This window comes from Parasphingomonas halimpatiens (assembly GCF_036663795.1).
Classification (GTDB): domain Bacteria; phylum Pseudomonadota; class Alphaproteobacteria; order Sphingomonadales; family Sphingomonadaceae; genus Sphingomonas.
On the sequence record NZ_JAXOJP010000031.1, the window covers coordinates 35680 to 50520 of the forward strand.

21 protein-coding genes are annotated in these 14841 nt (G+C 64.6%); 2 read left to right on the forward strand and 19 right to left on the reverse strand.

All coding sequences use genetic code 11. From position 1 onward, the window contains the following. Window positions 1-120: 120 nt before the first annotated feature. The 7 genes from U1839_RS21690 to U1839_RS21720 all read right to left on the reverse strand — a co-directional run bounded on the left by U1839_RS21690 (window position 121) and on the right by U1839_RS21720 (window position 5549). Complete coding sequence (locus U1839_RS21690) at window positions 121-1212, reverse strand: acyltransferase family protein (RefSeq protein WP_332805659.1); 1092 nt, start codon at window positions 1210-1212, stop codon at window positions 121-123. 65 nt (window positions 1213-1277) lie between these two features. Further along, the gene (locus U1839_RS21695) at window positions 1278-1838 is read right to left on the reverse strand and encodes a virion core protein, T7 gp14 family (protein WP_332805660.1); all 561 of its coding nucleotides are present in this window, start codon (window positions 1836-1838) and stop codon (window positions 1278-1280) included. Beyond that, window positions 1831-2304, reverse strand: a complete 474-nt coding sequence (locus U1839_RS21700) for a hypothetical protein (protein WP_332805661.1) — start codon at window positions 2302-2304, stop codon at window positions 1831-1833. The genes U1839_RS21695 and U1839_RS21700 overlap by 8 nt, the downstream gene beginning before the upstream one ends. Next, window positions 2282-3184 (reverse strand): phage tail protein, encoded by a 903-nt coding sequence (locus tag U1839_RS21705; RefSeq protein WP_332805662.1) that lies wholly within the window; start codon window positions 3182-3184, stop codon window positions 2282-2284. Before U1839_RS21705 ends, U1839_RS21700 begins: the two co-directional genes overlap by 23 nt. 66 nt (window positions 3185-3250) lie before the next feature. Further along, on the reverse strand, window positions 3251-4279 hold the full coding sequence (locus U1839_RS21710) for a phage tail protein (RefSeq protein ID WP_332805663.1): 1029 nt from the start codon (window positions 4277-4279) through the stop codon (window positions 3251-3253). Beyond that, a complete protein-coding gene (locus tag U1839_RS21715) occupies window positions 4276-4947 on the reverse strand; it encodes a ubiquitin-activating E1 family protein (protein WP_332805664.1) in 672 nt (223 codons plus the stop codon). Before U1839_RS21715 ends, U1839_RS21710 begins: the two co-directional genes overlap by 4 nt. Next, window positions 4947-5549 carry a phage connector family protein gene (locus U1839_RS21720; RefSeq protein ID WP_332805665.1) on the reverse strand — a complete coding sequence of 201 codons (603 nt, stop codon included), beginning with the start codon at window positions 5547-5549 and terminating at the stop codon, window positions 4947-4949. Before U1839_RS21720 ends, U1839_RS21715 begins: the two co-directional genes overlap by 1 nt. A 160-nt stretch (window positions 5550-5709) precedes the next feature. Here U1839_RS21720 and U1839_RS21725 point away from each other — a divergent pair, with 160 nt between their 5' ends. Then, window positions 5710-6615: an alpha/beta fold hydrolase gene (locus U1839_RS21725; protein WP_332805666.1), complete on the forward strand. Its 906-nt coding sequence runs from the start codon at window positions 5710-5712 to the stop codon at window positions 6613-6615. A gap of 4 nt (window positions 6616-6619) precedes the next feature. Next, a complete protein-coding gene (locus U1839_RS21730; RefSeq protein ID WP_332805667.1) occupies window positions 6620-7186 on the forward strand; it encodes an AAA family ATPase in 567 nt (188 codons plus the stop codon). Here the strand turns inward: U1839_RS21730 and U1839_RS21735 are convergent. The 12 genes from U1839_RS21735 to U1839_RS21790 form a co-directional block, all read right to left on the reverse strand. Next, window positions 7183-7983 (reverse strand): hypothetical protein, encoded by an 801-nt coding sequence (locus U1839_RS21735; protein WP_332805668.1) that lies wholly within the window; start codon window positions 7981-7983, stop codon window positions 7183-7185. The two genes, U1839_RS21730 and U1839_RS21735, sit on opposite strands and share 4 nt — an antisense overlap. Next, a complete protein-coding gene (locus U1839_RS21740; RefSeq protein ID WP_332805669.1) occupies window positions 7983-8333 on the reverse strand; it encodes a hypothetical protein in 351 nt (116 codons plus the stop codon). Before U1839_RS21740 ends, U1839_RS21735 begins: the two co-directional genes overlap by 1 nt. 60 nt (window positions 8334-8393) lie before the next feature. Beyond that, on the reverse strand, window positions 8394-8579 hold the full coding sequence (locus U1839_RS21745) for a hypothetical protein (RefSeq protein WP_332805670.1): 186 nt from the start codon (window positions 8577-8579) through the stop codon (window positions 8394-8396). Then, on the reverse strand, window positions 8572-9006 hold the full coding sequence (locus tag U1839_RS21750) for a Bbp16 family capsid cement protein (protein WP_332805671.1): 435 nt from the start codon (window positions 9004-9006) through the stop codon (window positions 8572-8574). Before U1839_RS21750 ends, U1839_RS21745 begins: the two co-directional genes overlap by 8 nt. Before the next feature lie 24 nt (window positions 9007-9030). Then, on the reverse strand, window positions 9031-10056 hold the full coding sequence (locus U1839_RS21755) for a major capsid protein (RefSeq protein WP_332805672.1): 1026 nt from the start codon (window positions 10054-10056) through the stop codon (window positions 9031-9033). Window positions 10057-10059: 3 nt separating this feature from the next. Then, window positions 10060-10737: a hypothetical protein gene (locus U1839_RS21760; RefSeq protein WP_332805673.1), complete on the reverse strand. Its 678-nt coding sequence runs from the start codon at window positions 10735-10737 to the stop codon at window positions 10060-10062. Continuing rightward, a complete protein-coding gene (locus tag U1839_RS21765; RefSeq protein ID WP_332805674.1) occupies window positions 10676-11011 on the reverse strand; it encodes a hypothetical protein in 336 nt (111 codons plus the stop codon). The genes U1839_RS21760 and U1839_RS21765 overlap by 62 nt, the downstream gene beginning before the upstream one ends. Window positions 11012-11191: 180 nt before the next feature. Beyond that, window positions 11192-12853, reverse strand: coding sequence for a portal protein (locus U1839_RS21770; protein ID WP_332805675.1), 1662 nt, complete (start codon window positions 12851-12853; stop codon window positions 11192-11194). A 5-nt stretch (window positions 12854-12858) separates the two neighbouring features. After that, window positions 12859-13041, reverse strand: a complete 183-nt coding sequence (locus U1839_RS21775) for a hypothetical protein (RefSeq protein WP_281128471.1) — start codon at window positions 13039-13041, stop codon at window positions 12859-12861. A gap of 111 nt (window positions 13042-13152) precedes the next feature. After that, window positions 13153-13890: a hypothetical protein gene (locus tag U1839_RS21780; protein ID WP_332805676.1), complete on the reverse strand. Its 738-nt coding sequence runs from the start codon at window positions 13888-13890 to the stop codon at window positions 13153-13155. 233 nt (window positions 13891-14123) lie between these two features. Next, complete coding sequence (locus tag U1839_RS21785) at window positions 14124-14546, reverse strand: hypothetical protein (protein WP_332805677.1); 423 nt, start codon at window positions 14544-14546, stop codon at window positions 14124-14126. Between the two features lie 18 nt (window positions 14547-14564). Next, window positions 14565-14841, reverse strand: a 277-nt coding sequence (locus U1839_RS21790; RefSeq protein ID WP_332805678.1) for a hypothetical protein, incomplete at its 5' end; no start/stop codon positions are given.

Here is a 14841-nt window from a genome sequence, read left to right on the forward strand (position 1 = left end):
TTTCCGGGACCTGCCTTGTCTCGTTCGGCGTCTCGTCGCTGTCATGTTTTTTGGCACGCGTCGCACGCGATTTTTACAACGTCTGGAAAAGCCGGCGAAAAAGCCGGCCAATCCCCGCGGTCAGACGGTCGCTTCGACGACCGCCGGCGGCACCTGCCGCCGGCGCCGCAGCCGTTCTTTCAGCCCCAGCGCGGGCTTCTCGATCAGGTGCCACGACACTATAGCGAAGGGCATCGTCAGGCCCCAGGCGAGCAGGAAATGCGGCAAAACGGGCATCGGGCCGAATCGCCAGATCAGGGTCTGCTGCACGGCATAGGCATAGATGTAGATGCCGTAGGAATAGTCCGGTCCGTCGCACCAGCGCTCGATCACCAGCGGGGGGTAATAGCTGACGAACAACACCGCATAGGCCAGCCAGACCGGCAGCAGCAGCGCCGATTGGGTGGCGACATTGACGACGAGCATCGCCAGCGTCAGCACCGCCAGCAAGGGCCATGACAGGGTGATCCGGCCGCGATAGCGCCACGCCGCAACGCCGGCATGGAAAATCGCAAGAAAGCGCACCGCGATCGCCGTGTTCGCTCCGGGGTGCCACAGCCCCAGCGCCATCGCACCATAGGCGAGCCCCAGCGCGACGAGCACCGCCGGATAGGCACGGCCGAGCGCGCGCACCATGAACAGCGCGAGGAGAATGGCGTACATCCACAATTCCCACGACAACGTCCACAGCGAGCCGTTGACGACGCCGGGATAGGGCAGACCCGGAAAACTGCCGGGCAGGCCGGGAACGAAGCGCATCGGGATGAACATCGTCAGGTCGAAACCGAGGAACCGATACAGCCACTGATCGTGGAAATAATCCCGCAGGCTCAACGTCGTCACCGCTGGCCCGAGCACCAGCGCCATCGCCAGCACCGCGCAGGCCAGGCCGGGATAAATGCGCAGCGCGCGCGACAGGAGAAAGTCGATCGGGTCGCGCCCGCGCAGCAGGCTGCGTCCGACCAGAAAGCCGCTCGCGACAAAGAAAATATCGACCGCCAGCGATCCGCTGTCGATGCCCGTCAGCGCCGCGAGCGGCTCATGCCGCTCGGCGGCAAGTCCGAAATTGAGGCCATAGCTGTGCGCGAAGATCACCGCCGTCGCCGCGACCAGCCGCACGACACGCAGATTGTTGCGCCGGCTGTCCGCCAGCCCCGCCAGAGCATATCTCATCGCCGCCGGCTAACACATCGGACGGCGAATGATAAACTACCATATCGGATGAAATCCCTATCAGGCTATCGCCCTTGGGTCAGATACGCTTTCGAACTACTTTTGGGGTCGGAAACGACGCTGGTCTTCTTGCCGAACACCCCGCGATCGCTCAGCTGCTTCGCGCCGCCGAGCGCGCTCGACAAGCCGCCCATGATGCCCTCCAGCATCGCCCCCTTGGCCTGGGCGCGATCGGCCGCGGCCTGGCTGCCATAGTTCCAGGCGCTGATGTCGTGCCCGCGCGTCTGCTGAAAGCCGCCCTTGTAGATCTGGCCGACATCCTCCGCGCCGATCATCGCGGTGTCCTTTTGCACGTTGACCGGCGAGCCGAAATTCACGTCGATGCCGTTCGCCGCCATCGCCGCCTGTTGCTGCCCCTGCGTCTGGGCGAGCTGTCGGTAGCGGCGCTGCGCCTCGATATTGGTGTTCTCGATCGAATCCTTCGCCTGCTCATTGGCGAGCTTCGCATTCTGGTCGTTGACCTGCGCCTGGTAATTGGCCTGTTGCGACTTGCCGATACCGCTCATCACCGAACTTGCGGTCGATACCACCGTAGCGGCGATGGTCAGGGTGACTGGATCACACATCTGCAGATTCCTTTTCAAATGATATGAACAAGACGCCGCCCCGCACCGATGGGACATCGCCCAGCGCAAAGCCCCAGGCCCGCAACAGGCGGATCGCGCGAACATTGGCGGCGGCGACCTGGCCCGAAAGGCACGGCGCCATCGCCGCCATCGTCCGCAGCCAGCCCGGCCCCAAGCTGATCATCGCGCGCGGATGCCGGTAGATCGCCTCCGTCCCCAGCATCCACGGGCTGCCGGTGCCGCACAGCGCATTGGTCACGACCAGCCCGAACATCGCCTCGGCGCGTCCGTCAGCGAAGGCGGTGAAGGCGATCGTCGAGGCAGAGAGCGCGCCGCGCAGCGCCTGTTTGGGCGTGTGACCACAGGCCACGCATTCCGCGACATCCCAATCCCGCATCCGCCGCGCGATCGTGCCGATATGCGCAGGGCTCGCCGGCCGCAGCTCAACCCGCGATCGACGGGTCAAGATACACCCCGGTGACCGTCATCGGCAGCGGATCATCGGAGCGCACCACCACACGCGCGCCGTCGTTGATCTTCGGCCGCAACCATGTCTCGAACAGCCCGGTCTTGAGCGCGTTCGGTTCGCCCGGCGCCGCGCCGACGCGCGCGCGCAGCGGCTCGAGGTTCGCCGCGTCCGGCCCGGCCTTCACGCCGCGACTGTCGATCAGCCTTAGCACCGCTTTCGCCTGGGTCTGGGGCTTGGCCACCGTCCAGCCCGCCTGCCCCTGCACCGCCAGCGGCAATGTCTCGATCGTCGCGCTGTACGGCAGGCCGCACGTCGCCCTGGAGACGGCATAGGGCAGCGTCACGATCCCGCCACTCACCACCAGCCCCGACACGACATTGCCATCCGCCAGCGCGGAAACGGCCTTGCCTTCGAGATGGTCGAGGTTGCGCAGCACGATGGCCGGCGTGTCGAACGCATAGGTCACGGCGCTGTCGAGGAAGCAGCTATCCTCTACCGCCGCCCAGCGCGCCGATGCCATGCGCTCGATCAGCAGCTTTTCGCCGCGCCGCACCGTCAGATAGAGCCGGTCCTCGCTCCCTTCGGAGATGACGCACACGCTCTCCACCGCGCCGTCCGTCTCGCAGATCGTCCAGCCCCATACCTGCTGTTCCTGTTCCCAGGTGAAGCACAGCAGTTTGCCGTCGCTGCGCACCGCCCAAATCAGCGAGCGCGGCTCCTGCGCATAGGCCCATGAGACGATGTTGAAGCCGCGAAACAAATGCGGCGAAAAGATCGTCACGTCGTTGCTGTCGATGCTGTCGGTCTGGAACTGATAGCCCAGCGTACGCACGCCATTGCCGATGCCGGTCTGGTAGAAGCACACGCTGTCCACCACCAGCGGCGAAAGGCGCGAGGCACCGCGCCCGTTCTGCCGCCTGACGACGAAATCGGTGGCGGAGATTTAGCCGTTCTGCCCGCCCTCGACCTTGAAGATATTGTCCGAGGTCAGCGCCAGCAGATTGTTGACCGAGACGAGCTGGTTGACCGCATTGACCCGCCCCGCGACCAGCGCGAAGGTCAGCGCGTCCGACGCCTTGATCGGCCGCGACACGTCCATATTCTCGAACATGCCCGAGCGTGATCCCCATATCGCATTGGGATGGTTGATGGTGCGGCCCCACAACAGGCGTTGTTCGAAGAAGGTGACAGTGGAGGGATAGTTGCGCAGATCCCTCGCGCCGATCGTCGTGCTGACGACGGTCTGTGACGGGGTAACGGTATAGGTGCCTGTGCTGCCGGCCGTGCCAGTCAACTGCGCGACGATGGTCGTGCCATCGCTAACCCCCGCCCCGGTGAGGGTCTTGGCCACGGCCAACACGCCGCTCGTCACCGCCGTTACCGTCAGCACGGTGCCCGCGATGCTGCCCGTTACCACCGCCGGGAAGTCGTCGAACGGATTGTCGCCGACCGGCGGCCCATCGGCATAGTCCGGGCCGATATTGTCATCGGTAAAACTCAGCGCGGCCGTGTTACCGATATAGCCATATTCCTGCGTGTTATCGGCCTTGTAGACGCGGTAGCGCGTAGCCCCGGTGACGGCCGGCCAGGTCATAATGTTGGCGTTGCGTTTCAGGGTAAGGTCGTTTGAAAGCGTGCAGGACGACGAAGCACGACTTTCCTGCCCGCTGACATCATCGACCGCGGTCACGACATAGGAAGCGGGTTGCGCGAAAAAGCCGTCGTGGTGGTTTCCTTCGTCGATGTTCTGCGGCGTGGCGATCGATCCACTCAGCCCGGTCGGCGCCGCCAACGTCGGGCCGAACGTCACGCTGGCAAAGGTCCAGTCGGTGTGGTCGGCGCGCGTCAGCTTGGTCGGCGCATGGTTGAGATGCGCCAGATACATGACGTTCGCCGATTGCTCATAATCGACCTCGGCCAGCTCGGCGCCGTTGAACGGCGAGCCGACGCTGTAAAGACGGGCGACGCTCACATATAGCTCCCGTCGTCATAGCGCGGATTGTAGCGACCATCGTCCCCGACACCGCCACCGCTGCCCCCGGTATCGGGCGGTGGCGGAGGCGGTGGGGGCGGCGGGACCGGCGGCGCGGTCGGTGGCGACGGCGGTGGCCCGCTACGCGTGATGCCGCCTGTGTCGCCGGTGAATGGTGAGAAGCCGCGCGAATCGATGTCGACGACGAAGTGATCGCCGGCCGACGACAGCACGCGCCCGATCTTGCCGTTGAGCTCGATCGTTCCTTCCACCCCCTCGAAGAAGACCTGATCCCCCACCGCATAGGCATGGTAGGCCGCCGCGATCGTGGTGGTCGCGCCCAGCGTCACATCGGTGATGCTGAGCTTTTCCTCGGTGACCATCCCACCGCTGGCCGCCGGGCGCATATAACCCTGGCCCATTTCCAGCGCATAGGTCTGCTCGATCGAGAACTGGAACGGCATCAATCGCACGCTTCTGGCACCGCGATCGTCATGAACCTCGGCCACCAGCCGCGTTCCCGGCCGCTTGGTCACGCCGCCATATTTGAGCACGATGACATTGTCGGCGCGCTTCAGGCCGCTCGCATAGGAAGCGACGTCGATACGCGCGACGAGTTCTTCCGCAATGACGCCCTTGCTGAAATTGGGCTGGCCGGTGCGCAACATCAGCGCACCTGCCCGGTCAGCGCCGCGCCCAACCGCGCGCGCGTCACGGCTTCGTCGTTCGGCCCGTCACGTTCGGGCTGGCGGTTGCGATCGGCGGCGACTGCACGCTGAAAGGCGATCTCGGCCTGTTGCAGCAACTGCCCCTTGATCTCGCGACTGTCGCGGATCGGCACCGCCAGCCGCGCGGCGAGCGCATAAACCAGCGCATCGACGAACAGCGCGCTGGCCTCGCCCTCGTCCATGTCGCGCGCGGCATATTCGAGCACGACATCGGGCAGGCGCGCGTAGAGCGTGCGGTGCTCGACGATGAAGTCGGTCACCCCGGCCTTACACGGCGCGATGAGGCGCAGCGGCGTCGCGCAATCGACCGGCAGGGCAAAGGCGTGCGGCCATTCGTCGCGGCGTTCGTCGGTCGCCAGCTCGGCGAGCGAGGCCTGCCGGTTGGTGAACGACCAGTCATGCCGCTCGAGCAGCAACCGAAGGCAATGCGGATAGAAGCGCGCGCACTCGCGCGCCTCGAGGCTGTCCTCGGCAATGTCGGCGATCGGCGGTGCGCGAAGTTCGCCCAGCGCCAGGTTGCAGGTGGTGATGTTGATGCTCATGGCGGTTGACTAACCGCGACCGCCGCGACGTTGAATCACGCCGTGCCGGATCGCCAGATTGCAGATCGAGTGTCACGAATCTGCAATACGGCATTGACTCACATGCAACGAAAATTAAGCTTGGAGGTTTACGCCTCTCTGTTTTCGAGGAATCGACCGAGTGCCGACAATCAGGGCCAATGGCCTCGACATTTATTATGAGGAAGCCGGCAAGCCGACCGATCCGGTCGTGCTGCTCGTCATGGGCCTCGGCACCCAGTTGATCGCGTGGCCCAACGCGTTCGTCGATGGGCTCGTCGCCGCCGGGTTGCGCGTCATCGCCTTCGACAATCGCGACATCGGTCTGTCGAGCCATCTGCACGGCGCGCGGGCACCGCATCCGCTGTTCGCGCTCGCCGCGCAGCGATTCGGCCTGCCCTTTCGCACCGCGTACACGCTGCGCGACATGGCGGCGGACGCGGTCGGCCTGCTCGATGCGCTGGGGATTGCCCAGGCGCATGTCGTCGGCGCCTCGATGGGCGGCATGATTGCGCAGCACGTTGCCGCCGGCTGGCCCGATCGTACGCTCAGTCTCACCTCGATCATGTCGTCGAGCGGCGCGCGCGGCCTGCCCGGCCCGACGCCGGAACTGCGCAAGTTGCTGATGGGCCGCCCGGCCGATACGTCGCGCGACGCCGCGATTGCCGCGACGATGAAGGTGCTCGAGGCGATCTCCTACCCCGATGCGGCGCGCGAGCCGGATGCCTATCAAACCATGGCGGCGCGCGCCTATGACCGCAGCTTCGATCCGCTGGGAACGCGTCGGCAACTGCTGGCCATCATCACCGATCGCCAGCGCACCGCTTTGCTCGCGACGATCGCCGTACCGACCCTCGTCATTCACGGCGCGGCCGATCCGCTCGTCCCGCTCGCCAATGGCGAAGATACCGCGCGCCGGATCCCCAACGCGCGGCTCGAAGTGATCGACGGCATGGCGCATGATCTGCCGCCGAGCCAGGTCGATCGGCTGGTCGTGCTATTGGCGGAGCATGCCACCGGCGTGAACGAAATGCGCGCCGCCGCCTGAGTCCATGCCCTTCGACCGTCACGTTGCCCTTTCGGGCTGCTCGGGTGGCGGCAAGAGCAGCCTGATCGCCGAGCTCGCGCGACGCGGTCATTGCGCGGTCGAGGAACCGGGACGTCGCATCGTCGCGCAGGAACTGGCGAAGGGCGGCAGCGCGCTGCCGTGGATCGACCCGGACGCCTTCGCACGCCGCGCCTTCGCGCTGGCGTCGGAAGACCGCGACGCCACCCGGGCGAATCCCGGCTTCACCTTTTTCGATCGCGGGCTCGTCGATGCGGCGGTCGCGCTGGAGCACGGCGCCGGCATCGCGATGGCAGCGACGCTGACTGGCACCCCGCGTTATCACGGCACCGTGTTTCTCGCGCCGCCCTGGCGCGAGATCTACGCCGTAGAGGCGGCACGACGTCACGATTTCGCCGCCGCGGAGGCGGAATATCATCGCCTGTCTGCCGCCTGGCCGGCGCTGGGCTATCATGTCGTCATGCTGCCACTGACCAGTATCGCGGCACGTGCCGATTTCGTGTTGGCAACGCTGGGCGACGGTACGACTGACATCGCCCACGCACGCGCCTAGGCCGCGCCGATCGCGGTCAGATAGGTGTTGAGCCGGGCGTAGAGCGCGGCATGATTCGTGGCATTGAGCGACCCGCCAATGATAACGGCCGCGGCACGCACGGTTGAATATATCGTCGCAGTGCGGTTCATCAGCAGCGGCTCGCCACTCAGCGCGGAACTTGCCGAGGCGGCACTCGTCGCGAGCGAGGCGCCGTTGAAATACAGCGCCGTGTTGTTACCGTCGGCGCGGTTCGCCATGGCAAGGCCGGTCCCCACGGCATTGGTGCCGAGGAGGCTGGTCGTGTTGCCGATCCGCGCCGTCATACTCGTCCCGTTGGTGGGGACCAGCCGCAACGTCGCGCCCGTCACCTGGCCCATCACGAGCGCCACGGTCGCGTTGACGTTGAGCCAGCAGCCAAAGGCCATGCTGTTCTGCGAGAATTTCGACCAGCCATTGTCGTTGGTGACCGTCGAGATATATCCGCTCGATCCGTCACCGGCATAGCCGCGATCGGTGGTAAAGGTCATCGTACCGCTTATCGTCAGCACCAACGCAGGGTTGATGGTATTGATCAGCCCGGCCTGCGCATCATGCGCGGCCGGCAGCGCCAGCAGATCGAGCAGCGCCCATACCCCATCGCTCTTGAGGCCCGTGATCAGCGCGTCGATCAGGCCCTTGCGCGTCGCGTCGGGCTGCACCGACATTGCCGCCAGGTAGGCGAGTGTTGCCGCGTCATAGCTCGCGCCCGTCGCGACACCCTGTGCCGCGACGTTCGACATGATCGCCGGATGGGCGCCCGCCATGATGTTCAACATCAGCTGAAGCTTCCGATCGCCACAACGGAGATATTGGCGCCGGTCGTGACCTTCCATGCGCCCGATACGCTCCTCGCGCCGATCGGCACGAAGAACGGCACAAGGTTCGAGACGCTGCTCGCGCCCCCGGTGAACACGGTGATGGCGGTCGCATTGTCGAGCACGGCAATCGCGCCCGGCGATGTGGTTGCGGGGATCACCAGCAGGCCGTTGAGCAGGTCGCCGGTCGCGCCGGTCGCGCCCAGGACGGTGGCGGTCGATGACGCTGCCACCGCCTTGTAGGTCGTGCCGAGCGACGCGACGGGCAGCGCATTGGCTTCGGTGATCGGGATGCCGGGATTATAGGTCATTCAAGCCTCCATGCGAAGCGATGCGCGCCCGGGCGCCTCCCGGGCGCGCATTGCTGTGGGTCACGCGTTGATGTCGGCGGGGCGTGAGTTCGATGCACCCGGTGCGAGTGCCGTCCAAGCCAGGCCCGGTTTCGCATCGGTCGAAAACGGCGTACCCGGCTCGACGTAATCGCCACCGACATAAGCCGGCGCGGTCGAGACATAGGTCACCGCGCCAGCGGCCTTGGCCGGTGCCCGCTCAGCCATTGGTCTGCACCGCGGCGACGATGCCCGCCGTGATCTTGCCCGTCGTCGGCGCGGTGCCGGCGACGGTGTATTTCAGGCGGACATAGCGCTCGTTGACGCCCACCGGCACCTCGTCGGGCAGCAGATGCCGCGCACCGGGGGCGAGATCCGCCAGCGGAAAGCCGATCGACGTCCACACCGTGGTCGGCGAGGAAAAGCCGGCATTGTCGTCCGTCTCGACCGTGACAGTCAGCGAGGTGAGGTTGTTGAACGCCTCGACCACGCGGATGCCGATCGGCACCTCGGCGCCCTTTCCGATGTCGCGCGTGATCGCGCTGGCGGCGCCAAAGACGGTGCCGGTCGCGCCGAGATCGATGATGTTGGTCGAAGCCGCCGTGGCGGTGACCGCCTGGGCGTTCGAGAACAGGGTCGTGCTGTCGAAAATCATGATGAAATCTCCCGTGCCGCGATGTCAGCTGACAACCGCTTCGGCGTTGATGAGCGCGTCGGTCTCGCGGATCGGGATGCCGCGGTACGACATCACTTCCTTGCCCTCGAGTTCCATCGGCGTGAGGCGGACGAAATTGTCCGAGCCGCCCTTGTTGGTGGCGAGCGCGTCGAGCGCCTCGAGCATGTCGCGGTTCATATAGATGACCGTGCGGCCGACCGCCGGCACGTCGCTCATCTTCACCGCGCGGCGTGCCTGCAGCTTGTAATAGGCCTTGCGCAGGAACTTGTAGAGATCGACCGTCCCCGCCTGTACGTCGCTGACATCGATGTTCGCGATGCGCGCGTTGAAGCGCCAGTCACGCACCGCGACGCCGACATGCTGCCGGAACAGCTCCTCCTTGACGTAATAGACCGCGCCATTGCCGTCGGCGGTGCGCTGCTCGCCCTTGTCCTCGCGCGTCACGCCGGCCTTGGTGCCCTTGGGGTGCAGCAAGGTGGTGTAGGCATCGCCATGCGTGACGAACCAGATCGAGCTATTGTCCGATCCCGAACCGCCGGCATTGACGATCTGGTTGCCGGCCCCGCCGCCACCGATCTTGCTGTAGCGCGCCGCCAGGCCCTTGAACTTCTCCGGCGTCGTTGTCGTGTCGTGGTAGAAGAAGCCCTTCTGGACCTCCTGCGCCATCGCCTCGAGATAACCGCGCGCCTCGTTCAGCCGCACCGCCGCCGGGTTGGGCGAAATATCGAGCAGGCGCGTGTCGACGGTCGACAGGCCCTCGACGAAACCGGTCGTGTCATCGACCTGCTGCGTCGTCGATTTCGACTGCGGGATGCCCTGGTACAGCATGCCCCAGGTGACGGTGGGCAGGCCGGTGCGGATCATGTGGCGGTGGAACGTGCCCATGTTGCATTCCGCCGTCACCGCGTCTTCCATCAGCGGATTGAGCTGCCGCAGCACCTCCACCACCTCGCCGAGCTGGGCCTCGCGCCCGCCCGCCGACTTGTACATGTCGATGAGATTCAGAAATGTGTTGCCGATCGTGGCCATGATTTACTGCCCTTCCTTGGCGTGGTCGTGGGGATAAAGCGTTTCCGCCGTGTCGCGCCGATTGCGCGGGATCCCGCCGCCGAGGACGAAGTCATTGTCCTCGGATACCGCCCTGCCGACCTTGACGAAGGCGCGGATCATGTCGGGATGGTTTCCCAGCCCGCTCTCGTCGAGCAGGTTGCGAAATGCTGAGCCTTTGCCGAAGCCCAGGCGATCGAGCGCCGAAGCGGCGGTGGCGATGGTCTCGCCCCACTTCGCCCCGCCGATCTCCGGATCGGCGCGCGCGGCATCGAGCCACGCCTTGCGCTCGGCCTGGACATGGCTGAGCAACTGGCGGTTGGCCTGGTCCTGCACGCGCTGCGCGAACTGCGCGGCGGCCGGCATCAACTTGTTGGCGGCGGCGTTCGACAGGCCGAGTTCGCGAAACACCGGCGTCGCCGCGGCGACCGCCTCGGCATCCAGCGTCAGCCCCTCGGGCGGGGTCAGCGCATAGGCTTCGGGAACGCCGTCATCGTCGAACGACCCGCCGGGCTCCCCGCCCTCCTCGCCCAGCGCCGTGGGCGCGATGGCGTCGAACTCGTCATGGAACCCGCCGCCGCTGTCAGGGGCCAGACCGGCATCACCCGGCGGCGCGTCCGTCATCGTCGTCGAGTTCGGCATAGGCATCAAATCGTCGGTCACTCATTTTCTCCTTGCTCACCGATTGCGCCGCTTCGCCGAGAGTTTGAATCAACGTGAGCACCGGCACCCCGCCCGGCACCTGCGCCGGCTGCACCGCCTCAAAGGCGCGCAGCAGTTCGAGCGCGAGGCTGCGCCGGCCGGCACAGAACAGGTGCCGCCCATCGGCATGGTTGGCGGCGGGATCGAACACGCCGCCCGCCCGGATCACCGCGAACAGCAAGCGCCGGAAGGCCGGCGTCTCGATCAGGATGGTGGCATCGGCACGATCAATCATCGCGCCGGCGTAGCGGGTCGGTCGGTTTGTTGAATCAGCCTGTGACCTTGCGCGTCATACCGGACTTGTTCCGGCATCCACGAAGCGGCCATCGCGTCACCCGCATCGCGCCGCACCGTCACCCCCGGGAGCAACTCGGGGGTGACGGTAAGCTGCGCTGTCGGCAAAGACGTTATCCGGTCAGGAAGGCGGCATCCCGCCGCCAACCATCCCCGCCTTCTGCGCCGCCTCGCTCAGCAACCGCGCGGCATCTGCGCCGCGTTGCATCGGCTGGGCCAGCGAGGCCAACTTCTCCATCTGCTGTTCCTGCGCGCGCTTGTCGCGCAACGCCTGCGCGTCCTTGACCGAGCGGATGATGCGCGGCGGCGCCCCGGCGCGGTCGGCATAGTCGTCGATCACCGCATCGATATCGAGCCGGTCGCTCGCTTCGGGGAATTGCGCGGCAAGGCTGCCGACGAACGATACCGTGCGCTCGATCTGGCCGAGCCCGACCATGCGCTGCATCTGCGCCAGGATGCTGACGAAATCGACCTTGATCGACTCGCCCTGCAAATGCTCGGGCGCCGGCGGCAGCATCTGCTTGCGTTCCATGATCGCAAAAGTGCGGTCGATCGCGACCTGCAGCTTCTCGCCATTCACCCGCTCGATCACGGGCCCGAGCTGAGTCAGCTTCTCCTCGTTGCGGCTGGCGATTTCCTCGATATTGCGCGGCTGGATGCCCTGCATGTTGGTGATCGCCATGAACAGGTCGGCATAGGTCAGCCGGTCGACCGCCTCCGCGCAACGCTGCACATCGTCCATGATCGCGCCGATCGCGGCGGGGTTGATCTGGTACGGCACCACCACCTGCTGCGCATCGACCTGGCTGGCCGTCACGACATTGCCCGCCTCGCCGGTCAGCTTGACGGTCGCCGGCACGATCTTCTCGGGCTTGACCAGAAACGCCGTCGCCTGGGTCTTGCGCTTGGTCTGCAACTGCAGCTCGCGCATGTCGGGCAGCGCGTCGAAACCCGGCGCGGTGCCATAGGTGTCGCCACCGATCGTGTCCCAGCGCGGCGCCCAAAAGGGTTGCTCGTCATAGCCCTCGACGCGCAGCACGCGCCCAGCATCGCCGTCATTCTCGTCCCAATAGACCGATCGCCACGGCTTGCCGCGCGCGGTCAACGCGTCGGGCACGACATCGTCATTGGGCTCGATCGCGTGCAGCACCGGCACCTGGTCGTCATAGCGCCCGCTGTCATAGGCAGTGCGCACGAAGTTCGAGACATTCTCCAGCCCGAACGAGCTGACCGCCTGCACCACCGTCATCGGCGCGCGGCGATAGAGCGTGTCGGCGACCGCCGCGTTCGACAGCGCGATCCAATATTCGCCCGCCGTCAGCGCATGGCACACCGCGCCGGCCTTGGGATGGTCGACCATCACGCACGCCTCGGTGCCGAACATGCCCATTTCGGCATAGCCCGATTTCACCGCGCCGTAGAAATTGGTGCCCGCGAGGAAGGCGTACATCCGCCGCTCCACCTCGGCGAGCCAGGTGCGCACCGCGCTGTCACCCGCCAGTTCGGCATCATAGGGCGCGAGCCGGAACCAGGGTCGCGACGGCGAGGACAGGCCGCTGGTCATGCCGCCGGTCAGGGTACGGAAACTGAGGATCGCGTGGCTGTTGAAGATCGCCTTGTTGGCGCGACGGAAATTGCGATTTTGTTCGCTGTTGAGGAAACGCGAGCGCGACGGCTGGGCGAATTGCGCGATCTCGCGCCATTCCGCCTCATAGGGCTGGCGCAGCGTCTTGAGCGCCGACAGGCGCCGGTCGCACCGCTGCTTGATCGTTCCCTGGGACATCGCGCTCACCCTCCCAGCCGGGTGGTGGTCGGCGCACTGCCGAGGCCGAGCGCACCGGTGTAAGCGGTCGCCATCAGCGCGCGTCGTCGGCGGATATCGTCGTCGACCCGCGGCGCGGTGGCGCCGCCGTCAGGGAGTTTCAGGGACTGCCGCTCGGGCAGCGTCTTGGCTTCGGGGGGGGATGGCATGCACATGGGTGCAGGGAATAAGGGGGATTGGCGGACGGTTGAATCACGCTGGCCAGCAATGCGTGGCTGAGCCGCATAGTGGCTGTTCATCCCGTGCGATCGGCGCGTCGATCACTTCCTCGCTACCGACCGCGCGCCTTTCCATGGCAGCCCCGCAGACAAGGCGTCCGCATGTGCGTTGACATCATCCATCTCCTCCTCGCCTGCGATACATTCGAGATGATCGCGCACGACCGATGGGCGATGAGGCCCGATTTCCAGATCGATCACATAAGTGTTCTGGATTCCGAAATCGGCGCCGACCCAGACCCGCGCGTTGCCGACGCGCGTTTGCATCCCACATTTGCGCCGGGCATTGCGCAACGCGAAGGTCAACCACGCATCCGCCTGGTGCCAGCCGGGCAGAAAATGATGAACCACGCGAAAGGGCGCGCGCGGAAGTGGAGCCATTGGTGGTGTTCCATAGACCTCCGACGCCACCGTCACCCATATTTTCAGCGCATAGCGTTGCGGCCCATCTTCCTTGGCTGACGAGCTTGCGTACGCGCCTTCGTGAAAGGTGAGGTTGCACTTGCTGCGGGATTCTTGCGGCAGACCACAGCGAAGAAGATGCGTGGCCTCTGCCTCGAGCACCATCGGCGGCAGCTTCATCCAGGGATCGAGCGCCGGTGGCGACTCCAGGGGAGTGGGTTCCGCGGTAGGCGATGAGGCGGGCGGCGCATCACCCGGGCCAGCCATGGTGAGGTTGGGCGTCTCTGCGTCGTCGTTCAGCGGTGCCGAACTTCCCGAGCAGCCGGACGCGATCGCCGCCAGGCCGAATAGAGCCGACAATAGAATCGAGCGTGACATCACAAAGCCTCCGCCACGCGGTAAGAAATGAGTCACCAGGCTATCGCAACCGCTCCGACAGATAAATTCAAAAAGTGATCAAATATAGATCATTTTAAAAACACTAACCTCGTTTGCGTTGGAGACCGCCAGTTTGCTCAGCAAAATGGCCGTATTCCAATCGGCGGCCAACCCAGATCGGCGTATATCATGCCCGAGCGACGCGCGTTACGGCATGAATTGCCGCGACGGCACTATTTCAATGCCTTCCCATAGATATCGATAAATTTAAGGCGAGTACGATCTATGAAATCTCGCTTGATTTTAATTTCTGCACCATTAACATTATCTATAAATAACTTGGGTTTAGCAAAGCGGTACACGTGGATATACAATATTTTATGTCGAAATTCCATAGGAACTGCTTCGCCGCGCGACGACTCAAATTGAATAACTAATATTTTTTTGTGATGACCGCGCTTTCCGTTCAGGATATAAATTTGGTTATCCAGCGTGACGATATTCGACCCTGCGTCGCATATTCTAATGGTTTGTTGCGCCCTTATCCCAGTATCGGAACGCACCGTGCGGACGATCTTGTACGAGCACTGCGGTTGGTCGGGTGTGGCCGCCATCCCGAATAGCGCAAGTGCGAAGACCGTCAGCAAGATTGTCATTTTTTTACTACCCTAATATCATGTCGCCCGCGCTTTGCGAATATTGCCGGCAAGCTCATATCCAATGATGGTATTCCGCACATTGCGAGCCGGTAAATAGATATACGTCTTATCCATCAATGTTCCAGCTTTATAGTGGGACTTGAAACGCGCATAATTATTTTGTTCTGTCAATGTTAGAGCCCGAGCGGAAAGTGGTTGAGCGATATCAGTAGGTTGTGATTCACCGTCGTTGTCGAGACGATAGGAGAAGCAGATGGCCTGGACTGATACCGCCCGCCGGCAACATAGGCGG